20 protein-coding genes are annotated in these 20,646 nt (G+C 62.2%); 11 read left to right on the top strand and 9 right to left on the bottom strand.

Annotated elements, in window-relative coordinates:
• Window positions 1-17 precede the first annotated feature (17 nt).
• Genes AB5Y84_RS09275 through AB5Y84_RS09265 form a run of 3 tightly spaced genes read left to right on the top strand, consistent with a single transcriptional unit; the run spans window position 18 to window position 2,325 of the window.
• Complete coding sequence (locus tag AB5Y84_RS09275; protein ID WP_005333646.1) at window positions 18-575, top strand: YfiR family protein; 558 nt, start codon at window positions 18-20, stop codon at window positions 573-575.
• Entirely contained in the window at window positions 572-1,801 is a 1,230-nt protein-coding gene (locus AB5Y84_RS09270) for a diguanylate cyclase (RefSeq protein WP_257725003.1), read from the top strand. Before AB5Y84_RS09275 ends, AB5Y84_RS09270 begins: the two co-directional genes overlap by 4 nt.
• Before the next feature lie 35 nt (window positions 1,802-1,836).
• Window positions 1,837-2,325 carry an OmpA family protein gene (locus AB5Y84_RS09265; RefSeq protein WP_005333642.1) on the top strand — a complete coding sequence of 163 codons (489 nt, stop codon included), beginning with the start codon at window positions 1,837-1,839 and terminating at the stop codon, window positions 2,323-2,325.
• 96 nt (window positions 2,326-2,421) lie between these two features.
• Here the strand turns inward: AB5Y84_RS09265 and AB5Y84_RS09260 are convergent, their stop codons facing one another.
• Window positions 2,422-3,159 (bottom strand): TerC family protein, encoded by a 738-nt coding sequence (locus AB5Y84_RS09260; protein WP_058056946.1) that lies wholly within the window; start codon window positions 3,157-3,159, stop codon window positions 2,422-2,424.
• Between the two features lie 120 nt (window positions 3,160-3,279).
• Here AB5Y84_RS09260 and AB5Y84_RS09255 point away from each other — a divergent pair, with 120 nt between their 5' ends.
• The 3 genes from AB5Y84_RS09255 (at window position 3,280) to AB5Y84_RS09245 (ending at window position 6,536) form a co-directional block, all read left to right on the top strand.
• Window positions 3,280-4,395 (top strand): ATP-NAD kinase family protein, encoded by a 1,116-nt coding sequence (locus AB5Y84_RS09255; RefSeq protein ID WP_257725002.1) that lies wholly within the window; start codon window positions 3,280-3,282, stop codon window positions 4,393-4,395.
• A 99-nt stretch (window positions 4,396-4,494) separates the two neighbouring features.
• The gene (locus tag AB5Y84_RS09250) at window positions 4,495-4,773 is read left to right on the top strand and encodes a YfcL family protein (RefSeq protein ID WP_005333639.1); all 279 of its coding nucleotides are present in this window, start codon (window positions 4,495-4,497) and stop codon (window positions 4,771-4,773) included.
• Window positions 4,774-4,871: 98 nt separating this feature from the next.
• Window positions 4,872-6,536 carry an AMP-binding protein gene (locus AB5Y84_RS09245; protein WP_058056944.1) on the top strand — a complete coding sequence of 555 codons (1,665 nt, stop codon included), beginning with the start codon at window positions 4,872-4,874 and terminating at the stop codon, window positions 6,534-6,536.
• A 109-nt stretch (window positions 6,537-6,645) separates the two neighbouring features.
• On the opposite strand, the gene AB5Y84_RS09240 is transcribed toward AB5Y84_RS09245, so the two are convergent.
• Together AB5Y84_RS09240 and AB5Y84_RS09235 are read right to left on the bottom strand one after the other, a co-directional pair.
• The gene (locus tag AB5Y84_RS09240; protein WP_005361156.1) at window positions 6,646-7,809 is read right to left on the bottom strand and encodes a PLP-dependent aspartate aminotransferase family protein; all 1,164 of its coding nucleotides are present in this window, start codon (window positions 7,807-7,809) and stop codon (window positions 6,646-6,648) included.
• 132 nt (window positions 7,810-7,941) lie between these two features.
• Window positions 7,942-8,985, bottom strand: a complete 1,044-nt coding sequence (locus AB5Y84_RS09235; protein WP_368176814.1) for an isopenicillin N synthase family dioxygenase — start codon at window positions 8,983-8,985, stop codon at window positions 7,942-7,944.
• Between the two features lie 142 nt (window positions 8,986-9,127).
• Here AB5Y84_RS09235 and AB5Y84_RS09230 point away from each other — a divergent pair, with 142 nt between their 5' ends.
• A complete protein-coding gene (locus AB5Y84_RS09230) occupies window positions 9,128-9,376 on the top strand; it encodes a hypothetical protein (protein WP_368176813.1) in 249 nt (82 codons plus the stop codon).
• A 53-nt stretch (window positions 9,377-9,429) separates the two neighbouring features.
• On the opposite strand, the gene AB5Y84_RS09225 is transcribed toward AB5Y84_RS09230, so the two are convergent.
• The gene (locus tag AB5Y84_RS09225) at window positions 9,430-10,068 is read right to left on the bottom strand and encodes an NAD(P)-dependent oxidoreductase (RefSeq protein WP_368176812.1); all 639 of its coding nucleotides are present in this window, start codon (window positions 10,066-10,068) and stop codon (window positions 9,430-9,432) included.
• 101 nt (window positions 10,069-10,169) lie between these two features.
• On the opposite strand from AB5Y84_RS09225, the gene AB5Y84_RS09220 reads away from it, so the two are divergent.
• Window positions 10,170-11,060 (top strand): LysR family transcriptional regulator, encoded by an 891-nt coding sequence (locus AB5Y84_RS09220; protein ID WP_368176811.1) that lies wholly within the window; start codon window positions 10,170-10,172, stop codon window positions 11,058-11,060.
• A gap of 124 nt (window positions 11,061-11,184) precedes the next feature.
• Here the strand turns inward: AB5Y84_RS09220 and AB5Y84_RS09215 are convergent, their stop codons facing one another.
• From AB5Y84_RS09215 to AB5Y84_RS09200, 4 genes are all read right to left on the bottom strand, one after another.
• Window positions 11,185-12,087: a LysR family transcriptional regulator gene (locus tag AB5Y84_RS09215; RefSeq protein WP_013723653.1), complete on the bottom strand. Its 903-nt coding sequence runs from the start codon at window positions 12,085-12,087 to the stop codon at window positions 11,185-11,187.
• Window positions 12,088-12,187: 100 nt separating this feature from the next.
• The gene (locus AB5Y84_RS09210) at window positions 12,188-13,447 is read right to left on the bottom strand and encodes a CynX/NimT family MFS transporter (protein ID WP_368176810.1); all 1,260 of its coding nucleotides are present in this window, start codon (window positions 13,445-13,447) and stop codon (window positions 12,188-12,190) included.
• Window positions 13,444-14,343 (bottom strand): pirin family protein, encoded by a 900-nt coding sequence (locus AB5Y84_RS09205; protein ID WP_368176809.1) that lies wholly within the window; start codon window positions 14,341-14,343, stop codon window positions 13,444-13,446. Before AB5Y84_RS09205 ends, AB5Y84_RS09210 begins: the two co-directional genes overlap by 4 nt.
• Before the next feature lie 59 nt (window positions 14,344-14,402).
• Window positions 14,403-15,140 carry an isochorismatase family protein gene (locus AB5Y84_RS09200; RefSeq protein ID WP_041210334.1) on the bottom strand — a complete coding sequence of 246 codons (738 nt, stop codon included), beginning with the start codon at window positions 15,138-15,140 and terminating at the stop codon, window positions 14,403-14,405.
• A gap of 192 nt (window positions 15,141-15,332) precedes the next feature.
• On the opposite strand from AB5Y84_RS09200, the gene AB5Y84_RS09195 reads away from it, so the two are divergent.
• On the top strand, window positions 15,333-16,268 hold the full coding sequence (locus tag AB5Y84_RS09195) for a LysR substrate-binding domain-containing protein (RefSeq protein WP_368176808.1): 936 nt from the start codon (window positions 15,333-15,335) through the stop codon (window positions 16,266-16,268).
• Between the two features lie 6 nt (window positions 16,269-16,274).
• Here AB5Y84_RS09195 and AB5Y84_RS09190 read toward each other — a convergent pair whose 3' ends face one another.
• Entirely contained in the window at window positions 16,275-17,183 is a 909-nt protein-coding gene (locus AB5Y84_RS09190; RefSeq protein WP_368176807.1) for a LysR substrate-binding domain-containing protein, read from the bottom strand.
• Window positions 17,184-17,459: 276 nt separating this feature from the next.
• On the opposite strand from AB5Y84_RS09190, the gene metE reads away from it, so the two are divergent.
• Window positions 17,460-19,724: a 5-methyltetrahydropteroyltriglutamate--homocysteine S-methyltransferase gene (gene metE / locus AB5Y84_RS09185; protein ID WP_368176806.1), complete on the top strand. Its 2,265-nt coding sequence runs from the start codon at window positions 17,460-17,462 to the stop codon at window positions 19,722-19,724.
• Between the two features lie 171 nt (window positions 19,725-19,895).
• Window positions 19,896-20,645 (top strand): ABC transporter substrate-binding protein, encoded by a 750-nt coding sequence (locus AB5Y84_RS09180; RefSeq protein WP_257724992.1) that lies wholly within the window; start codon window positions 19,896-19,898, stop codon window positions 20,643-20,645.
• Window position 20,646 lies beyond the last annotated feature (1 nt).

Here is a 20,646-nt window from a genome sequence, read left to right as displayed (position 1 = left end):
GCGACCACCTCCCGATCATGCTGTTACTCTTTTCCCCCCGTTTAACTGCCCGTCTGGCGCTCCTGTTGGTTGCGTTTGGCCTGCTGTTGCCCCGCGCGCTGGCGGAAACGGCCGCAGAGAGCCGGGCGACGGCGGTCAGGGAGCTGGTGCTCGATATCATGAGTTATACCCGCTGGCCCACCGAGCCTGCGGTGCTGCGCATGTGTGTGGCGGCGCCGACCGAATATGCCGGCGCCCTCTTTACCATCGATCGTCAGGCCAATGGCCGTACCGTGCAGGTCCATCGTTACGAGGCGAGCGATCCGGCCATCAGCGATCACTGCGATGTGCTCTATCTGGGAGTGCTCGACGAGCCGACCCGGATTGCGCTGTTTGCCCGCCTGCAGGGGCACCCTGTGCTCAGCATCAGCGAATACAACCACGACTGTTCCACCAGCTCGGTGTTCTGCCTGCAGACCTCGCCGGACAGCGTGCGGGTGCGGTTTAAAGTAAACCTCGATGCCCTGGCCCTGAGCGGCGTGCGGGTGCATCCCGCCGTGCTCAAGCTGGCCCATGCCGACAAGGGGGTCCCATGAGACGACAGGTGAGCGCGGCTCCCCGCCGTCTGACCCTGCGTCAGAGCCTGGGGCGAACCCATCTGGTGGCCGCCATCACAGCCGTCAGCGTGGCAGGACTCTTTTTTACTCTGGTGGCCCTGCTGGTAGTGCGTTTTTACGCCGACCACAATCTGGAGCTGGTAGCCCGCGCCATCAGCTACAGCGCCGAGGCGGCGGTGGTGTTCCACGATGAGGAGGCGGCGAGCGAGGCGCTCAGTGGTATCGTTGCCAAGGAAGAGGTGGCCCAAGCCACTATCGTGCTGACCAACGGTCAGCTGCTTGCCAGTTGGGAGCGCCCCAGAAGCAACCCGCTGGTGACGCTCGAAGACTATCTGGCCCAACTGCTGATGCCGGGGCCTGTCCAGCTCCCCATGCTGCGGGGTGGTGAGCAGATCGCCACCATCGAGCTGCGCGGCCACGGTGAATACCTGCTGCTGTTTTTGCTCTCGGCGCTGCTGGTGATGGTGGTTTGCCTGATGCTGAGCGCCATGGTGGCACTCTATGTGGCTGACCGGATGCAGGTCTCCATCACCGCACCGCTGCGCAAACTGGCACTTGTCGCCCACTCGGTACGCCGACAGCGCACCTTGGGGATGCGGGTGCCACCGGCCGATATCGTCGAGATTAACGAGCTGGGGGATGACTTCAACTCCCTGCTGGACGAGCTGCAAGCCTGGCAGGCCCAGCAGGCCCGCGAAAATGCCAGCCTGCTCCATCAGGCGACTCACGATGCCCTCACCGGACTGCCCAATCGCGCCCTGTTTGAAGCGCGGCTCGCGCAGGCCATCTCCCTCGGCGAGCAAGAGGGGTTTGCGCTGCTCTATCTCGACTGCGATCGCTTCAAGCAAATTAATGACACGCTGGGGCACAACGCCGGTGACGATGTGCTGATCGCGCTCTCAAGACGGGTGCAACATCAACTGCGTCCGGATGATCTGGTGTTTCGCCTCGGTGGTGACGAGTTTGCGGTGCTGGTTGGCCCACTCCAGCGACAGCATGAGGTGGAAGAGGTGATTGGCCGCATCCAGCAGGCGATGAGCGAACCGGTGGCGCTGCGTGATGGTCGTCAGCTGGTGGCAGAGGTGAGTGTCGGCTTTGCCGTCTATCAGGCGGGCATGAGTGCCAGCGTGCTGTGTGATCAGGCCGATGCAGCCATGTATCTGGCGAAACGGGCGCGCCGCAGCGAACAGCAAACCATCGCCTGACTGGCAAGAATAACAACATAAACAAGGAGCAAACCATGAAGATCACCCACCTGTTGAAAGTGACCCTGCTGGGGTTGATGTTGTCGCTGCTGGCCGGTTGCCAGAGCGCGCCCAAGGGGTTGACCCCGGAGCAAATCGCCGTGCTCAAGGAGCAGGGCTTTTATCTGACCGATGAGGGGTGGACGCTGGATCTGGCCAACCGGGTGCTGTTTGCCAACAACGTGGGGGCGCTCAATCCCCAGACTCGTCAATCCGTTGAAAAACTGGGTAAAACACTGCTTGGCGTAGGGTTGGACAAGGCGCGGGTGGATGGGCACACCGATAATACCGGCGAGAGCAGCTACAACCAGCAGCTCTCCCTGAAGCGGGCCCAGTCGGTAGCCGATGTGCTGGTCTCGGTCGGCATGAAGCCAGCCAATCTGGAGATCCATGGCCGTGGCGAGACCATGCCGCTGGCGGATAACAAGACCAGAGAGGGCCGGGCCGCCAACCGCCGGGTTGCCATCGTCATCAGCGATCAATAACCTTTTCATCGTTTCGTTACCCATAAAAAAAGAGCGCCCGATCGGCGCTCTTTTTGATCGCGACAGCTGGGGTCGCGAGGGCATGTGCGGGCAGGGTTACTGCGCGCTATTTTGCCCGTTATTGTCGTGATGGCTGCGCAGGCGGATGTTGATCATCTCCACCACCAGCGAGAAGGCCATGGCGAAGTAGATGTAGCCCTTCGGAATGTGCAGGTCCATCCCCTCCGCCATCAGGGCGAAACCAACAAGGGTGAGGAAGGAGAGAGCCAGCATCTTGATGGTGGGGTGGGCATCGACAAAATCACCGATGGATTTGGCGGCAAACATCATGATGAGGACGGCGATCATGATGGCCAGCACCATCACCGGCACGTGATCGGCCATGCCGACCGCGGTGATCACCGAGTCGAGGCTGAACACGATATCGAGGATGGCGATCTGGATCAGGGTGCTGATAAAGCCCGAGGCCGCTTTGCTGACGCTTTCCGGCTCGGCCGCCCCTTCCAGGGTGACGTGGATCTCGTGGGCACTCTTGCCGATGAGGAACAGGCCCCCCAGCAGCAGGATCAGGTCGCGGCCGGAGATGGCTTCACCCAGCACGGTGAAGAGCGGATCGGTGAGGCGCATCACCCAGGCCAGCGAGAGCAGCAGCAGGATCCGGGTACCCATGGCGAGCCCCAGACCCAGAATTCGCGCTTTTTGACGCTGCGCCTCCGGCAGGCGACCGACCAGGATGGAGATAAAGATGATGTTGTCGATGCCCAGCACGATCTCGAGCAGGGTAAGGGTGGCGAGTGCGACCCAGGCAGAGGGATCAAGAACCCATTCCAGCATGATTGAACCTTGGTTGAAAATTGGTTGGAAAATTGAAGCAGCGCATTCTAGCAGGGGCGCCACTGCTTGTCCCAGAGGGGGGAAAAGATAAAAATGGTGGCCATCGCAAGGGAGGGTGGCATGTTTCGATTAGGGTTCATCATTAATCCGGTCGCCGGGATTGGCGGCGCAGTGGGGCTCAAGGGCAGTGACGGTGTAGTGGCCGAGGCGCTGGCCCGTGGCGCTGTGCCCAAGGCGCAGGAGCGGGCGCGGCAAGCCTTGTTGCCACTGTGCGAGCTGAGCGTCCCGTTTGAACTGCTGACGGTGGCGGGAGAGATGGGGGAGGCGGTGGCCCGCGAGCTGGGGTTGCCCTGTCGGGTCATCTATCAACCGGTCGGGGAGAGCACCTCGGCCGATGATACCCGCCACGCCGCCGGGCTGATGCGCGAAGCCGGGGTCGATCTGCTGCTGTTTGCTGGTGGCGATGGCACGGCGCGGGATATCTGCGCCGCGGTGGGGGAGTCTTGCCATGTGCTCGGCATTCCGGCGGGGTGCAAGATCCACTCCGGCGTCTACGGGGTGACGCCCGCTGCCAGCGGGCGGGTGGTAGCGCGGATGATCGCAGGGGAACTGCTCAGCCTGATCGATGCCGAGGTGCGCGACATCGACGAGGAGGCGTTTCGCGCGGGCAAGGTGCGGGCCCGCCACTACGGCCAGCTGAAGGTGCCCGGCGATCTGCGTTACGTACAAGCGGTCAAGCAGGGGGGCAAGGAGTCCGAAGAGCTGGTGCTGGCGGATCTCGCCGCCGGTGTGGTGGAGCAGATGGAGCCCGATACCCTCTATCTGATGGGCTCCGGCAGCACGGTAGCAGCCTGTATGGCAGAGCTCGGTCTGGAAAATACTTTGCTCGGTGTGGATCTGGTGGAAAATGGCCGACTTATCGGGCAGGATCTCAGCGCCGCCGAGATCCTGACCCGGATCCGCGGCCGTCGCTGCCGACTGATCATTACCCTGATAGGCGGACAGGGACATCTGTTCGGGCGCGGAAATCAGCAATTGAGTCCTGAGGTGATTCGGTGTGTCGGGCTGGAGAATATCCAGGTGCTGGCAACCAAAGCCAAGCTTGCCGCCCTTGCGGGCAGGCCGCTGCTGGTGGACACCGATGATCCCGAATTAAACCGGGCGTTGCGTGGTTATCTGCGAATAACCACGGGATACAAGGATCAGGTCATCTACCCGGTGGCCAACCCGGAATAGGACGCCAAGGACGCTGCTGGCCTGGCGCCAGAGAGCTGCAATCAACCGGATTGCGGTTCCATACCCCCGAATTTTTTGCCGCAAATGAGGCTGCGTTACATGACGATTCACGATTTTGAGCACAAGTTGTTGGGACTGATCGACAGCATGGTTGCCACCGCGACCGACGATGAGCTGTTTGCGGGGGGTTACCTGCGAGGTCATATCTCATTGGCCGTTGCCCGGGCCGAGCTGGAAGGCAAGACCCTGGTGCGGGACGTCAAGAGCTATGTGCTGCGCAGCCTCAACGAGGCGATCTTGCAAGGTGAGCTTTCTGAAGAGGATGAAAAACTGGTGCAGGCGATGTGGAGTCGTTTGCAACAAGACGCAGAAGCTTGATCGGATACACAATTCAAACTGAAGTTTGAGTTTATTCTTCCCCTGAAGTTAGTGAAAGGTTAATAATAAGTTTCGCCTTTTGTTTCAGGGATTAAACTATGGCCTCCTCCTCACGCATTGCCAATAAACTGCCGCTCGAGATGCTCTATCACTGGGAGCGGCAGTGTCCTGATCGAACCTACCTGCGTCAAACCATCAACCGCGAATATGTCGATTTCACCTGGGGTGAAGTGGCCGATGAAGCGCGGCGGATGGTGACGGCCTTGCGTCACCTTGGTCTGGTGGCGGGTGACAAGGTGGCGCTGCTCTCCAAGAACTGCGCCCAGTGGTTTATCGCCGATCTGGCGATGCAGATGGGGCAGTATGTGAGCGTGCCCATCTACCCGACTGCCAACGTCGACACCATCGAATATGTGCTGCGCCATAGCGAGGCCAAGGCGATCTTCGTCGGCAAGCTGGATGACTGGAAGAGTCAGGAGGCGGGCGTACCCGCCGATCTGCTGCGCATCGCCTTCCCCTATGACACCATGCCGGCCAGCCACCAGTGGGACGATCTGCTGGAGGCGCATGAGCCGATCCCTGACAGCCCGGTGCAGGCCCCTGACTCCCTGCTGAGTCTGGTCTACACCTCTGGCAGCACCGGCAAGCCGAAAGGGGCGATGCTGAGCGTCGAGCGTTACGCCTGGTCGTGCGAGAAGCTGGTGGAGACGGTGAGCCTGAGCCAGGCCGATCGGGGTTTCTCCTACCTGCCGCTGGCCCACATTACCGAGCGGGTCTACATCTACGGCGGCAGTCTCTATGGCGGCGCTACCATCGCGTTCCCTGAATCTCTCGACACCTTTATCGAAGATGTCAAACGCTGCCGTCCCACCGTCTTTATCTCGGTGCCACGGCTGTGGGCCATGTTCCGCATCAAGATCCACGAGAAGCTGCCCCAGAACAAACTGGCGTTGCTGCTCAAGATCCCGCTTATCTCCGGCCTTATCAAACGCAAGCTGCAAAAGGGGCTTGGGCTAGATCAGGCCCGTGTTCTTGGCTGCGGCTCCGCGCCTGTCTCCCCTGCGCTGCTTGAGTGGTATCTGAGCATCGGCCTCAAGGTGACTGAAGCCTGGGGCATGACCGAGAACCACGCCTACTCCACCATCAACTACCCGTTCCGCGCCGACAAGATCGGCACCGTCGGCAAGGCGGGGATTGGGGTGACCATCAAGATCTCCGACGAGGGGGAGATCCTCTGCCGCTGCGAAGGGATGATGCTGGGTTACTACAAGGATCCCGAGCACAGCGCCGAGGCCATCGATACCGAGGGGTGGCTCCACACCGGTGATATGGGCAAGCTGGACAAGGAGGGTTATCTCACCATCACCGGCCGGATGAAGGATGTGTTCAAGACCGCCAAGGGCAAGTATGTGGCGCCGGTGCCCATCGAGGGGCTGCTGGGGCAGGAGCCCATTATCGAACAGCTCTGCGTGATTGGTTACGGCATGCCCCAGCCCATTGCGCTGGTGCAACTGGCCGAGAGCGCCATGAAGGGCAATCGGGAGGAGGTCAACGCCAGACTGGAAGCGGCGCGGGTTCGGGTCAACGATCAGCTGGAATCCCATGCCAAGATCCGCGGTATTCTGGTGGTGAAAACCCCTTGGAATATCGAGAACGGCGTGCTGACCCCCACCATGAAGATCAAGCGTCACCTGCTGGAGCAAAAGTACGCCCAGGTCGGGGATCGCTGGCCCTCATCCCAGGTGGTGGTGTGGGAGGAGTAAATCCCGTCTTTCCATAGCGCACCAAACAACAACGGCCCTTGATGGGCCGTTGTTGTGTTTGGGGCATCTCACTCGCCGCTGTTTTGTCGGCGAGTAAAAGCGCGCCCGGTTAGATCTGCGCCAGCGCGGCGGCCAGATCGGCGATCAGATCGTCCGCATCTTCCACCCCGATGCTGAAGCGGATGAGGTCGTCGTTGACTCCGGCGGCGAGGCGGCTCGCCTCGTCCATGGCGGCGTGGGTGGTACTGGCCGGATGGCAAGCGAGACTCTCGAGATCCCCCAGACTCACCGCCTGCACGAACAGTTGCAGGTTATCGAGCAGGGTGGCGCAGCGCTCAAACCCGCCTTCAAGTTCAATACTCACCATGCCGCCAAAGCCGCTGGCGAAGGCGCTGAGAGCATCGTGGCCCGGATGGTTGGCAAGCCCCGGGTAGATCACCTTCTTCACCGCCGGATGTGCCGCCAGAAACTCGGCCACTTTCTGGGCATTGTGCAGGTGGGCATCCATCCGCAGCGGCAGGGTCTTGACCCCGCGTTGCAGCAGGTAGGCCTCCTGCGGGCCAATGGGGGAGCCGATATGTTTGAGGGCCACGGTGCGGATCGATTTCATCAGGGCGTGAGAGCCCGCCACCACCCCGGCGATGATGTCGCCGTGGCCGCCCAGATATTTGGTGCCGCTGTGCATCACTACATCGACCCCGAGCTCCAGCGGACGCAGCAGGTAGGGGGTGAGGAAGGTGTTGTCACATACCGTAATGGCGCCCACCTTGCGGGCCGCTTCCACCACCAGCCGCGGATCCACCACCTTGAGGGTGGGGTTGGTCAGGGTTTCGAACAATACCACCTTGGTAGCAGGGCGGATGTTGGCCAGCAGATCCCGATCGCTCTCGTAAGCGGTGACCTTGATACCGGCGCGGCTGAAGGTCTGCTTGAGGAACGCATCGGTGCCGCCGTAGAGCGGGCCGATATAGGCCACCTCATCGCCGCTGTCGGCCAGGGCATACATGATGGCGCTTACCGCCGCCATGCCGCTCGCCACCACCAGCGCCTCATCTGCACCTTCAAGGGCTGCCAGTTTCTGCTCCAGCTCGGCGGTGGTGGGGTTGCCAAAGCGGCTGTAGATAAAGCCGGGGGCCTGACCTGCAAAGCGCTCCTTGCCCGCCTGGGCGTTGAAGTAGCTGAAGGTGCTGCTCTGGTAGAGCGGGGTGGTGAGGGCGCCGGTCTGGGGGTCGATCCGCTGGCCGCTGTGTACGCTCATGGTTTTGAATTTCATCGTGTTGCTCCGTGATGGCCAGGCTCTGGCCATGACTTGTTTTGTTGTTCGTTGCTTGTTGTTTTTGTCAGCGCGGGTATGTGCACGCGGCTGTGGCTTATGCATATACCCGCCTGCGGATCTTTGCGCTGCTCAGGCCGGTATCGCTTCGCTCTCTGTGCGCGGGAGGCGAGCGGGGTCCACCGGCCCATAGTGACGCGCCGCCACATCCGGGTGGGAGCGCAGCCGCCCTTTGAGCACGTTCTCCCCTACCTGGTAGAAGAGCGGGTTGGTCGGGTCACTCTCCGGCCCTTGCGCCTGCGCTGCCAGCGCGGGGGAGAGGCTGAGCAGGGGCACGGTTGCATCGAGCCGCGCCGCCATAAAGAAGGCGCAGGAGAGGCGCGAGACGCCGGGCGGCGGGCTCACCACCCGATGCAGGGTCGCCTTGAGATAGCCGTTGGAGGCCAGCTCCAGCAGCTCGCCGATATTGACCACCAGCGCTCCCGGCAGGGGGGGCGCGGAGATCCAGCCGTCGGCCGTCTCGACCTCAAGCCCCGAGTGATTGTCCTGCATCACCAGCGTCAGGTAGCCAGGATCCTTGTGGGCGCCGACCCCCTGACTGCTGCCACCCGCCTCTTGCCCCGGGTAGTGAATCAGCTTCATGTGTTGGTAGGGGGCGCCGCGAATACTGTCGTCAAACACGTTGGCCGGTTGCTCCAGCACCTCGGCGAAGGCAGCGAGCAGGGTGAGGGTGATATCGCTCAGCCGCTCCTGCCATGCCAGCAGATGGCCTTTCATCTCGGGAAAGGTAGTCGGCCACTGGTTGGGGCCGATCAGCCGCTGCCAGGGTTCACGGATCAGGGCCGCAGGCAGGGCTTGCGCCTCATTCATGATATCGAACTGCTCGCGCAGATCCGGCCGCTGGCGGGTCAGCTCGGCACCGACCCGGTTGTAGCCGCGAAAGTGGGGGCTGTTGACCATCTGCACTGCCAACTTCTCCTGCTCCGGCAGAGCAAAGAAGCGCTCTGCCAGCGCCAGGGTCTCTAGCATCTCAACCTTGCTCAAGCCGTGGCCGACCAGATAGAAAAAGCCCACATCGCGGGCGGCCGCGGCCAGCCTGGCCAGCATAGGGCGACGTACCTCGGGCGCCCCGTTGAGGGCAGCCAGATCGATGATCGGCAGTGGTGAATGTTCCATGTGCACCTCCTCACTCTTTCGTTATCTCTGGCGCCATCTCTTCTGCTGCCTCTGGTGCGGGCAGGTCTGATAAGCGGCAAACGGGATGGCGCGACAGTGTGGCGGTATGCGCTGCGGTGTGGCGCCATCTGGAATAAAGGGGATGCTACTGTTCGGTGTTATAAGACGGAAACAACAAATTATTCTTAGTTATATACAAAATTCGAAATGGAATTCGGCACCTGATGGGCTGACGGTTTTTTGCACAGCCATTAAGGGCGGAATGGGAAATGATGGGAGGGAGAGTGATAACCAGAGGCAAGCTGCAACCGGTAAAAAAGATCAAAACAGAAATGGCCAAAACAGAAGGGAGGCGGATGCCTCCCTTCTGGTTGAGCGGTTTTTCACCTGACCGAAAGCACAGGCGAGTGACCGCGTATTCTGGCCTTAACCGCCTGCTGGCTCTCAGTAACCCAGGGTAAAGCGCTGGCGCTGGTGAGCCGGTTTTTCCACCTCGTTCAGCACGCCATCGGCCAGATCTCCGGCGGTGATCCCGGCAGGCTGTTCGCCGCTAAACAGCACCTGATAGCCACCAATCCGATAGCCGCCGCGCTTCTCGCCCGGTTCCAGGAACACCGGGGGAGAGACAAAGCGCCAGTCGAGGGTGGTTTCACGACGCAGGGCGGTGAGACCGTCGCGGGCCGCCAGTGCCCCCTGTTTCCACTCAGCCGGGAACTCTGGGGTATCCACCAGTTGCACGCCGGGGGCAACCTCCAGACTGCCGGCGCCACCTACTACCAGCAGCCAGCTGTTGGCCGCTTTGGCTGCTGCGACGATCGCGTTGGCGCCCTTGAGGTACTGGTCGTAGATATCCGGTGTGGTCCAGCCCGGGTTGTAGGCGCTGATCACCCGCTCGTGCCCCTTGAGCACCTCGGCCAATGCCTGCGGGTTTTGGGCATCCACCGCCACGGCGGTGACCTGCGGATGGGCGGCCACCTTGCTGACATCGCGGACGATGGCGGTGACGTGATGGCCGCGGCTGATGGCCTCGTTCAGGATGGCTGAACCGACAAAACCGCTGGCACCGATCAGGGCAATCTTCATGGGGAACTCTCCTTCACTGTTGGAATGGGGCTATCCTACGCCGCCATTTATGATTTAATAATCACCTCAAAAATGCATTCACTTATAAGCTGGATTTAATAATGGAACAGCTCAAACGTTACGCCATCTTCGCCGCCGTGGTGGAAGCGGGCAGCATGACAGGGGCGGCCAAATCCCTTGGCATGACCCCCTCCGCCGTCAGTCAGCATATCAGTCAGCTGGAGAGCCTGCTCGGACTGCCCCTGCTCCATCGCTCCACCCGTCGTCTCAGTCTGACCGAGGCGGGAGAGGTGGTGTGGCAAGGGTGCCGGGCGTTGCAGCAGACTCTGAGCGAGACCGAGCTGCGCCTCTCGGAGGTGCGTGACGCCCTGCTCGGGGAAGTGCGGATCACCGCCCCGGTGGGGATGGCGGGCCAGCCGCTGGCTCTGGCCCTCTCGCCGCTGTTGCAGGCCCATCCCGGCCTCACCATCCAGATCATCGCCGACGACGAGAAGCGGGATCTGATTGCCGAACGGATCGACGTGGCGCTGCGGGTCGGCACCTTGCCTGACTCGACCCTGGTGGCCCGCAAACTGGGGCAGACCCGGATGCTGCTCTGCGCCGCTCCCGCCTATCTGGCGCGCAAGGGGACGCCGCGCATGCCCGCCGATCTGGCCACCCACGACTGGCTCTGCGGCGACATGCTGGGCAACGGTTTGCTGCTGCAGGATGAAAAGGGGGGCGAGCACAGGGTGAGGTTCAAGGCCAAGGTGCTCTGCAATAACGTGTTGCCCTTGCGCCAGTTTGCGCTGGCGGGGCAGGGGATCTCGCTGCAACCGGAGGGGGAGATTGGCGAGGATCTGGCGCAGGGGCGTCTGCTCGAACTGCTGCCCGGTTTTCGGGTGGCGCCGATGGAGATCCACGCCATCACGCCGCAGCGGGAGATCCCGGAGAAGGTGCGACGGGTGGTGGAGGCGCTGCGCAGCTACTTCGGCACGACGATGTCGTCATGAGCTGCGCCTTAATGGTTGAGAAAAGGCCCCCGATTATCCTGAAGGGGAATTCTCCATAAGGCGGTTTGTCGAGAAGAGCGATAGCCCGGATGAGGAGATGGGCATGCTTGACTGTTAAGCATACTTAAAACGAACTGACGGCCCGCACCTGATCTTTGAGCCAATTAAGCCCGGTATCCTGACCGGAGCTCTTGTGCCAACTCATGTAGACGGGGCAATCCTCCGAGAGCCAGGGGAGGGGATAGCTGGCCAGATCCAGCGCCTGCCCCAGCTTCTCCATGTGCCACTGGCTGGCGACGCAGAGCCAGTCGGTACGACTCACCAGATGAAGAGCGGTGAGCAGGGAGTCGCTCTCGTAGGCAATCTGGCGCGGCGGCAGCGGCGCCTTGGTCAGGGTGTTGAGCAGCAAGCTGTCGAGCCGCCTGGTTTGCAATACCACGTGCTTTTCGTTGAAGAAGGTGGCCATGTCGGGGGCCTGGCGGATCCTGGGGTGATCCTTGCGGCAGGCGATGCGCAGGGCCTGGGACATGATCTGCTCGTTTTCGATCCCCTGCTCCGCCATAGGCTTGGTGGCCAGCACCAGATCCACGCTGTGCAGATAGAGGCTGTTCTGGCGCAGGGCTTCGTCCTGCACCTGGGTGTTCCACTCCAGCTGACAGTTGGGGGCTTGGGTCTGCAGCAGGTTGTTGAGCTCCGGCAGGAAGAAGATATCGATATCGGGCACCCCCGCGATGCGAAAAGTGCGCCGACTGGTCTGGGGATCAAAGAGATCGGTGCGCTGCAGGCTGCGCTCCATGTCGTGCAGCGGCACCATGATCTCGTGGTGCAGACTGAGCGCTCGCGCCGTGGGGGTGATGCCGCGTCCCTGGCGGACAAACAGCGGCTCGCCCACCAGGCTGGTCAGGCGGCTGATGGCCTGGCTGATGGCCGAGGGGGTCATCTCCATCATCTCGGCGGCCGTGGTGACACCACCATAGCGGATCACCGCATCGAGGACGCGAAAGAGATTGAGATCGACTTGAGATATGGTGGCTACCGTTAAGCATGATTAAACAGTTAACATACTGAACAGCCTCTTGTCCGGCCAGCATTCCTTGCGATAACTGTGATGTTTCCCTCTCTATTCGTCATCTTCCATCTTGCCGCGAACGCGATCGAGCCTGTTTTGCAGCCATGCTTGAGCCCGGCAGGTGGCCCGTGGCATAGAGCAGCGCGACCAGCAGCAAGCCGCCCAGAAAGAGCCAGCGAGCGCTTCCCCAATGGCCGCTGTCCGTCATCAGGGCCGCCAGCAACAGGGGGCCAAGCAGCTGGCCGAAGTTGGCGAGCTGGACAAAAAAGCCCTGCACGATGGCCAGTTGCACCGGCCCCTGACTCACTCCCTGCGCAGACGATAGGATAGCCGGCGGCGCCATACCGCCCGAAAGGGAGAGGGCGAGGCAGAGTCCATAGGCCCACCACGGCGACAGGCCGGGCCAGAAGGCGAGCATGCCGCACAGCGCCATCAGGCCCAGTGCCCAGCTGATGAGCCGATCTCGCGCTACGCCCCTGCGCAGCAGCCATGCCCCCATCAGGTTGCCGGGAATATTGGCGACCACCGCCAGCGCAGAGAGCAGGGCCATCTGGCTTTGGCCAATCCCGGGGCTGCCTTGCAACATGGTTGGCAGCCAGACAAAGAGCGCCCAGAGCATCAGGCTGTAGAGCGTGAACGCCAACCCGTAGCGCCAGAGTGTCAGTTGTCGGAGCACCGTGAGCTGGCGCAGCGGGTGGCCCGAGTTGATCGAGTTTTGGGGTGCCCAGACCCGCAGTTTATCTGCCGAGCGACTGGCGAGCAGAAGCAGCAGGGCAGAGAGTTGCGGGATCATCAGGATCAGCCAGGCCAGTCGCCAGCCACCTTGCGCCGTGAGCCAGGGGGTGAGCAGCATACCCGCCGCCGCCCCGAGGGGCAGGTTGACTGCCCACAGGCTTATGGCCAGCCGTTTATCCTCCTCCCGGGTCACCGCCACGATAAAGGCGGGCATGGCCACCGAGACCAGCAAAAAGCCAATCCCCTCGACAATGCGCGACAGCAGCATCATGGCCAGCCCGGTGGCGGGCAGCGCCAACGCACCGCCTGTGACGATAACCAAAAGCCCGACAACCCCGGTTTGCCGCCCACTCCAGCGGGTTAGCAACAGGCCGAGAAAGAGGCTGAATAGGATCGCCAGCGTATTGAAAGCTGAGGCGAGATAGCTGGCTTCGACCAGTGTCAGCCCCAGCTCGTTGCGCAGTATGCCGAGCACGGCGGGCACTTTGCCAAGGCAGAGGGCGCCGCTGGCACCGGCAAAAATGGCGAGGAAGACCAGAGGCCAGCTCGTGCTTTGTGGCTGGTGGCCAGCGAGCGTGCTCATGGCCGATATTGGCCGTTGCGCAGCCACTCATCGTTGAGCTGACCAAATTCGCCGCGCTGATAGGCATGCAGCCGATCTGCAATGGCGTCGTGGCTGTTCATGACGAAGGGGCCATGTTTGACCAGGGGTTCATTGAGCGCCTGGCCTGAGAGCAGCACGAAGTGGCAGGGCTCGGTGGCCTCAAGCTGCAGAGCCACCGCCTCGCCGCCCTCGGCAGAGAGGCTGACACCCATCCCGTGACCTGCCGGGATGAGGTGCCGCTCTCCCTCCGCCTGCAGGGTCAGCGATCCGGTCAGGGGATAGATCATGGCATTCCAGCCTGCCGCCAGCAGATGGGTGAAGCGGCTGCCGGGCGCGCAATGGCCATCGAGCAGGGTAAAGGGTTGGGGCAGCTCTGCCGAGAGTGGCGCCGTTATCCCGTTGCTGTGGCCTGCGACCACCCGTACTCGCGCCCCTTCGCCATGAAACTCGGGGATAGTGGCAGCGGCTGCGTGGACGGCAAAAGGCGACATCATCTTTTGACGGGCAGGCAGGTTGACGAAGATCTGCAGGGCGTGGACATAGGGCGATTCCCCCTCCGGCTGCTCGGTATGTACAGCCCCGCGCCCGGCCGCCAGCCAGTGGATCGCTCCCGGTTCGATGGGGCCCTGATTGCCGAGGGAGTCGTAGTTGACGTGGGGGCTCGTCGAATCCTCGAACAGATAGGTGACGGCAGAGATCCCGGCGTGGGGATGGGGCTCGAAGGTGGGGGCGGTCATCTGAAAGTGATCCACCATCACCACGGGGTCTATCAGACCGTTGAAAAAGTGTTCGCCAAAATGGCTGGCGGCAAAGCCGCTACCAATGCGCAGCGGTTGGCCCTTGACGGGGGCGGAGAGAGTCAGGCGTCTGGTCATCAATGGATCCTCCAGAAGATAAAAGATGCCTTCGGTCATCTGACCGAAGGCGGGGTGAGTTACGACTTCTTGGCACCCTCTTGCATCTGCCACACCAGGGTGGCGAAAGGCATGTCGAGGGCGCTGTAGACATCGTGCGCCTTGGGGTCGACGTTGCTGCGCAGCATCTCGACCGCGGCGGAGGCGTAGTCGGTGACCGGGATACCGGCCCCCAGCAAGCGTTGCAGACCCGTGGTGCGCTTGGCTTCGTTGAAGGTGCCGGAGGCATCGAGCACCACCCGGGCATCATAGCCGGCAGCCTTGGCAGAGAGGGCCGGGAAGCTGGCGCAGATCTCGAGGGATACCCCGGCGATGATCAGCTGTTTGCGGCCGGTCTTCTCAATGGCGGCGCGCACGGCAGGATCGTCCCAGGCGTTGATGACGGTGCGGTTGATCACCTTCACATCCGGCAGGGCACTGGTCAGTTCAGGCATGGTGGGGCCCCACATGCCATCGGGCATGGTCGCGGTCACGATCACCGGCACGCCGAGGGCGCGGGCGGCGTTGGCCAGCGCCACCACGTTGTGCTTGAGCTCGCCCACCGTGGTGTCGCGCACGCCGCTCAGCAAGCCGACCTGGTGGTCGACCAGCAGCAGTACCGCATTGTCTCGGGAGAGCATCTCCAGATAGCGGTTGGGTGATACGGTCGGATGGCTGGCAGCCTCGGCGGCCATGGCCGGTGTCGCTGTGGTGGCCAGCGTGGCGGTCAGGGTCGCCAGACCGAGCAGGGTGGCAGAGCAGATTTGTCGCAGTTTCATGGTGAACTCCTTGTGATATCGGAACAGTCAAACGGCCCTTGCTGGTGGGGCGGATTGCCCGCGCAGCAACCGTCTGATGGGGACAGGGCCATTATGATGGCTGCAAAAATGGCGACAATCTGGTGAAATAGGTTCTTATCGTTCTATTGGTGGAACGATGTAAATGCACCTCACCCTGACCAAGGCTGCCCGATGACACCACTGGAACTTGATTTGAATGATCTCTATCTCTTCACCCATGTGGTGCAGCGACAGGGATTCACTGCCGCCGCGCGGGCGCTTGGCGTGCCCAAGTCGCGGATCTCGCGCCGGATCCGGCTGCTGGAGGATCGGCTGGATACCCGGCTGCTGCAACGTACCTCACGCCAGCTCAGCCTGACCGATGCCGGTGAGGTGCTCTATCGCCACTGTCAGGCGATGCTGGCCGAGGCGCAGGCGGGAGAGGCGGCTGTGCGGCAACGGCAGCAGGAGCCGAGCGGTCTGGTGCGGATCAGCGTGCCCATTACCATGGCCGATGCGCTGCTTGCCTGCTTGCTGCCCGCTTTTATGGCGCAATACCCCAAGGTGAAGCTCGCCGTGCAAGCCAGCAACCGGCAGCTGGATCTGCTGGAGGAGGGGCTGGATGTGGTGATCCGCGGGGTGGCCTTCGAGCAGCCCCCCTCCAGCCTGGCGCAGGTTCCGCTCTGCACGGTACAGTGGGGCGTGCTGGCGACCCCGGTGTGGCTCTCGCGCCACAATGCGCTGGCGCATCCACGCCAGCTGGAAGGAGAGGATGCCCTGCTTTTCAGCTCGCTGGAGCGTCAGGCCGATCTGTTGCGGCTGCGGCACGATAGCGGGGAGAGTGAGGAGGTGGCGGTCAATGTGCTGCTGCGCAGCGACAATGTGCAAACCCTCAAACAGGCGGCGCTGGCGGGGCTAGGGATGGTGGGCTTGCCACTTTACGCCTGCGTCAATGAGCTGGCGGATGGGCGGCTGCAACAACTGTTGCCCGAGTGGCGTCCCAAAGATGGCAAGCTGGTGATGCTCTATCCCGCGCGGCGCGGTCTGTCACCGGCGGTCAGGGCCCTCATCGACTTTATCAAGGCGCAGTTGCCTGCACTGCTGACAGAGGTCGGCCAGCCACGCTGAGGAGGGCTATCCCTCCATCTTGCGGCGAATGCGCTCGAACAGGCTCTGCAGGCAGGCTTGATCCCGATCGGCGGCCCGCACCGCGCCATACATATGGCGACGAATACCGCTGCCGAGGGGGCGGGCGCAGAGCATCCCCTGTCTGACAAACTCCTCGCTGGCCCAGCGCGGCAGGGCGGCAACCCCGAGGCCGGCGGCGGCCATCTGCAGCATCACCGAGGTGTTGTCCACCGGCTTGCAGCGGGCGGGCTCCACCCCGGCGGGTTGCAAAAAGCGGCTGAAGATATCCATGCGGCTGCGCTCCACCGGATAGACCAGCAGCACCTCCGGCCCCAGATCGCCCGGCTCGATGTGGCTCTGGTGGCAGAGGGAATGATCCGGCGCCATCACCAGAGTCAGATCGAAGGCAAACAGCGGCTCGAAGTGGAGATCGCCGCGGGCCTGCACGTCCGAGGTTAGCAGCAGGTCGAGCTGGCCGCCGAGCAGGGCATTGATGGCATCAAAGCCCGGCACCGACTCCACCTCCAGATCCACCCCGGGCCACTGGCGGCGAAATTCCGGCAACAGCGGCAGCAGCCACTGGATGCAGCTGTGGCAATCGAGCGCCAGATGCAGCCTGCCCGCATCGCCGCTCTGCAGGGCTTGCAACTGCTTCTCGGTCTGGGCCAGGGCGGGCAATACCTGACGGGCGAGGGCGAGCAGCTGGCTGCCGGCCGCGGTCAGCACCAGAGGGCGGCTCTTGCGCAGGTAAAGCTCCAGATTGAGGCGGGTCTCCAGCTCTTTGAGCTGGTGGGAGAGGGCGGACTGGGTGAGGTTGAGGGTCAGCGCCGCACCGGCCAGCGAGCCCTGCTCGGCCAGCGCGGTCAATGTTTTCAAGTGTTTGATCTCTATCCCTGCATTGCTTGGCACTGCCATAAGATGGCTCCTTGTGAGATTGCGTATGGCGCTGAGGTTACGGTCGGCGGTGGCCTGCTGCGCTTCTGGACTCCGGCACCTCTTGCACCTGTAAAAATCGGCCTCTGTATCCTCGCGGTGAACCTGGCTGGCGGTCAGTTGAGGATTATTTGAGAGCCACTTGAAGAGGATTCAATAGCCAGCGTCACCTTATCTTGTCATTTTGGATGTGTAAACATCTGGATGGCCAAATCATCCAGTTTCCCATCAGATGAATGAGCATAAGGAAATGAAGCTATGACACGAGCACACACCCTGGGCTTCCCCCGTATCGGCGCCAAGCGCGAGCTGAAATTTGCCCTCGAATCCTACTGGCGTGGCGAGACCACTCAGGCCGAACTTGTTGCCGTGGGCAAGACGCTGCGTGAGCGCCACTGGCAGGCCCAGCATGGCGCCGGGGTCAATTTGCTGCCGGTGGGTGACTTCGCCTGGTACGATCAGGTGCTCGGCACCAGCCTGCTGGTAGATGCAGTGCCTGCCCGTCACCGCCATGGCGAGACCGATCTAGACACCCTGTTCCGGGTGGCCCGTGGCCGTGCGCCGACCGGCCCGGCGGCGGCCGCCGCCGAGATGACCAAATGGTTCAACACCAACTATCACTATCTGGTGCCGGAATTCAGCCGTGATCAGCGCTTCAAGCTGGGCTGGAGCCAGCTGTTTGACGAGGTGGAAGAGGCCAAAGCGCTGGGGCTGCCGGTCAAGGCGGTGCTGCTGGGACCGGTCTCTTATCTGTGGCTTGGCAAGGAGAAAGAGAGCGGCTTCTCCCGCCTTGAACTGCTCGATCGCCTGCTCATCGTCTATCAGGAGATCCTGGCCAAGTTGGCCGCCCAAGGGGTGGAGTGGGTACAGATCGATGAACCTGCGCTGACGCTGGACCTGCCGGACGAGTGGCGGCTGGCCTATCTCAACGCCTACGAGCGCCTTGCGGGCCCTTGCAAGCTGCTGCTCACCACCTATTTCGGCTCGGTGGCCCATCAGCGCGACATTATCACCAGCCTCAAGGTAGATGGCCTGCATCTGGATCTGGTGGCCGCCCCCGAGCAGCTGGAGACCCTGGTGCCGCATCTGCCTGCCCAGTGGGTCATCTCCGCCGGGGTGATCAACGGCCGCAACGTCTGGCGTGCCAATCTGGCCAAGCTGGCGCCGACTCTGAAGGCACTGAAAGCCAAACTCGGCGAGCGGCTCTGGGTGGCCTCATCCTGCTCATTGCTGCACAGCCCGGTGGATTTGACCCTAGAGCAGGAGCTGGATCCCCAGACCCGCAGCTGGTTCGCCTTCGCCTTGCAAAAATGTTTCGAGCTGGGACTGCTCAGAGAGTATCTGGATGGGGGCGAGCTCGACAAAATCACCGCCTACAGCCAGCCCATCGTCGATCGGGAGTCCGACAGCCGGGTGCACAAAAAAGCGGTGCAGTCACGGCTTGCCAGCCTCACCAACAGCGATTTTGATCGCCACAGCCCCTATCCGGTCAGGGCCGAGCTGCAGCGCTCGGATCTCAAACTGCCGCTGCTGCCCACCACCACCATTGGCTCCTTCCCGCAGACCTCGCAGATCCGGGTATTGCGGCAGGATTGGCGCGCCGGTCGTATCGACGACAGCGCCTACGAGGCGGGCATTAAGGCGGAGATCCGCGATGCCATCGCGCGTCAGGAGGCCATCGGGTTGGACGTGCTGGTTCATGGTGAGGCCGAGCGCAATGACATGGTGGAGTTTTTCGGTGAACTGCTGGATGGCTTTGCCATCACCCGCTTCGGTTGGGTACAGAGCTATGGCTCCCGCTGCGTCAAGCCACCGGTGATCACCCGCGACATCGACCGCCCGACCCCCATGACGCTCGAATGGACCCGATTTGCCCAGAGCCTGACCGACAAGCCGGTCAAGGGGATGCTGACCGGCCCTGTGACCATCCTCTGCTGGTCCTTCCCGCGCGAAGACGTGAGCCGCGAGCAATCTGCCCTGCAAATCGGGCTGGCCATTCGCGACGAAGTTGCTGACTTGGAGGCCGCCGGCATCAAGATCATCCAGATCGACGAACCGGCGATCCGCGAAGGCTTGCCCCTGCGCAAGCAGGATCATCAGGCCTATCTCGACTGGGCGGTGCGCGCCTTCCGTCTGAGCGCAAGCCCGGTGGCGGACCGCACCCAGATCCACACCCACATGTGTTACAGCGATTTCAACCTCATCATCGAGGCGGTGGCGGCGCTGGATGCGGATGTGATCACCATAGAGACGAGCCGCAGCCAGATGCAGCTGCTCGAAGCGTTCGAACGCTTCAACTACCCCAACGAGATTGGCCCGGGTGTCTACGACATCCACTCGCCGAACGTGCCAAGCCAGAGCTGGATTGAGGGGTTGCTGCGCAAGGCGGCCAAACAGATCCCGGCCGAGCGGCTCTGGGTCAACCCGGATTGCGGCCTCAAGACCCGCGGCTGGGAAGAGACGGAAGCCGCCCTCAAGGTGATGGTCGATGCCACCAGGGCGCTGCGGGCCGAGCTGGCGTAACCGGCAAGCCGTGACCGCCATCGATAAGGTGGCGTGCTGACAAACGAACGAGAGAGGGGAAGCCATTGCTTCCTCTCTTTTCGTTGGCCACTTTTCCACTGGATCCTGAACCTTGCCGCAGCCCGCTTTGCACTAGGCTCAGAGTTGGCAGAAGTGGATGGAGTCGCGGCCATGAGAGTCAGTCTGGGGAGCGCAATCCTGTGGGGATTGCTGATGTGGCAGAGTGTCTGGGCGGCGCCAGCGGCCGAGTTGAAGCTGGTCTACTTTGACGACTTTGCCCCATATTCGTGGCGTGACGAACAGGGTAGGATGCGCGGGCTGATGATCGACGTGATGGATCGGGTGGCTGCGCAGATGGGACTGCGGGTGCGCCATGAAGGTTATCCGTGGCAACGGGCGCAAAAACTGGTGCGGATGGCGCAGGCCGATGGCTTTGTCACCATCGCTACCCGGGAGCGGCGCAGCTATACCCTGGTTGTGGAAGAGCCGGTCACCACCACTGTGCTAACCATTTTTACCCAGCGAGCCCATCCCCGCATGGCGGAATTTCAGCGTGCCAGCCGCTTGAGCGACTTCAAATCGCTTACCTTTCTCGACTATTTCGGTAACGGCTGGGGCAAGGAGAACCTGGCGGGCTTCACCGTTCATCACACCATCAACGTTGATAACGTTTTCAAAATGCTGGCGGCGGGTCGGGGGGATCTGATGGTGACCGACCCACTGGTGGCTCGTTTCAAACTCAACCAGCTGGGTCTCTCCGGGTTGGTGGTCGAGGTGCCGCTGCAGCTTGCCTCTACCCCGTTCAATCTCTGCATCGGCAAGCACTCCCGCTTCAATACCCGGATAACCGAGTTCAACCGTGCCCTGCAACAGCTGCGACAAAGCGGCGAGTTGGCGCGTATCGTCGAACGCTATCGTTGAT

Source organism: Aeromonas sp. s11, assembly GCF_040907945.1.
GTDB classification, from domain to species: domain Bacteria; phylum Pseudomonadota; class Gammaproteobacteria; order Enterobacterales; family Aeromonadaceae; genus Aeromonas; species Aeromonas veronii.
The sequence above is the reverse complement of the archived record's forward strand: the minus strand, read 5'-3'. Positions and strand labels throughout refer to the sequence as shown.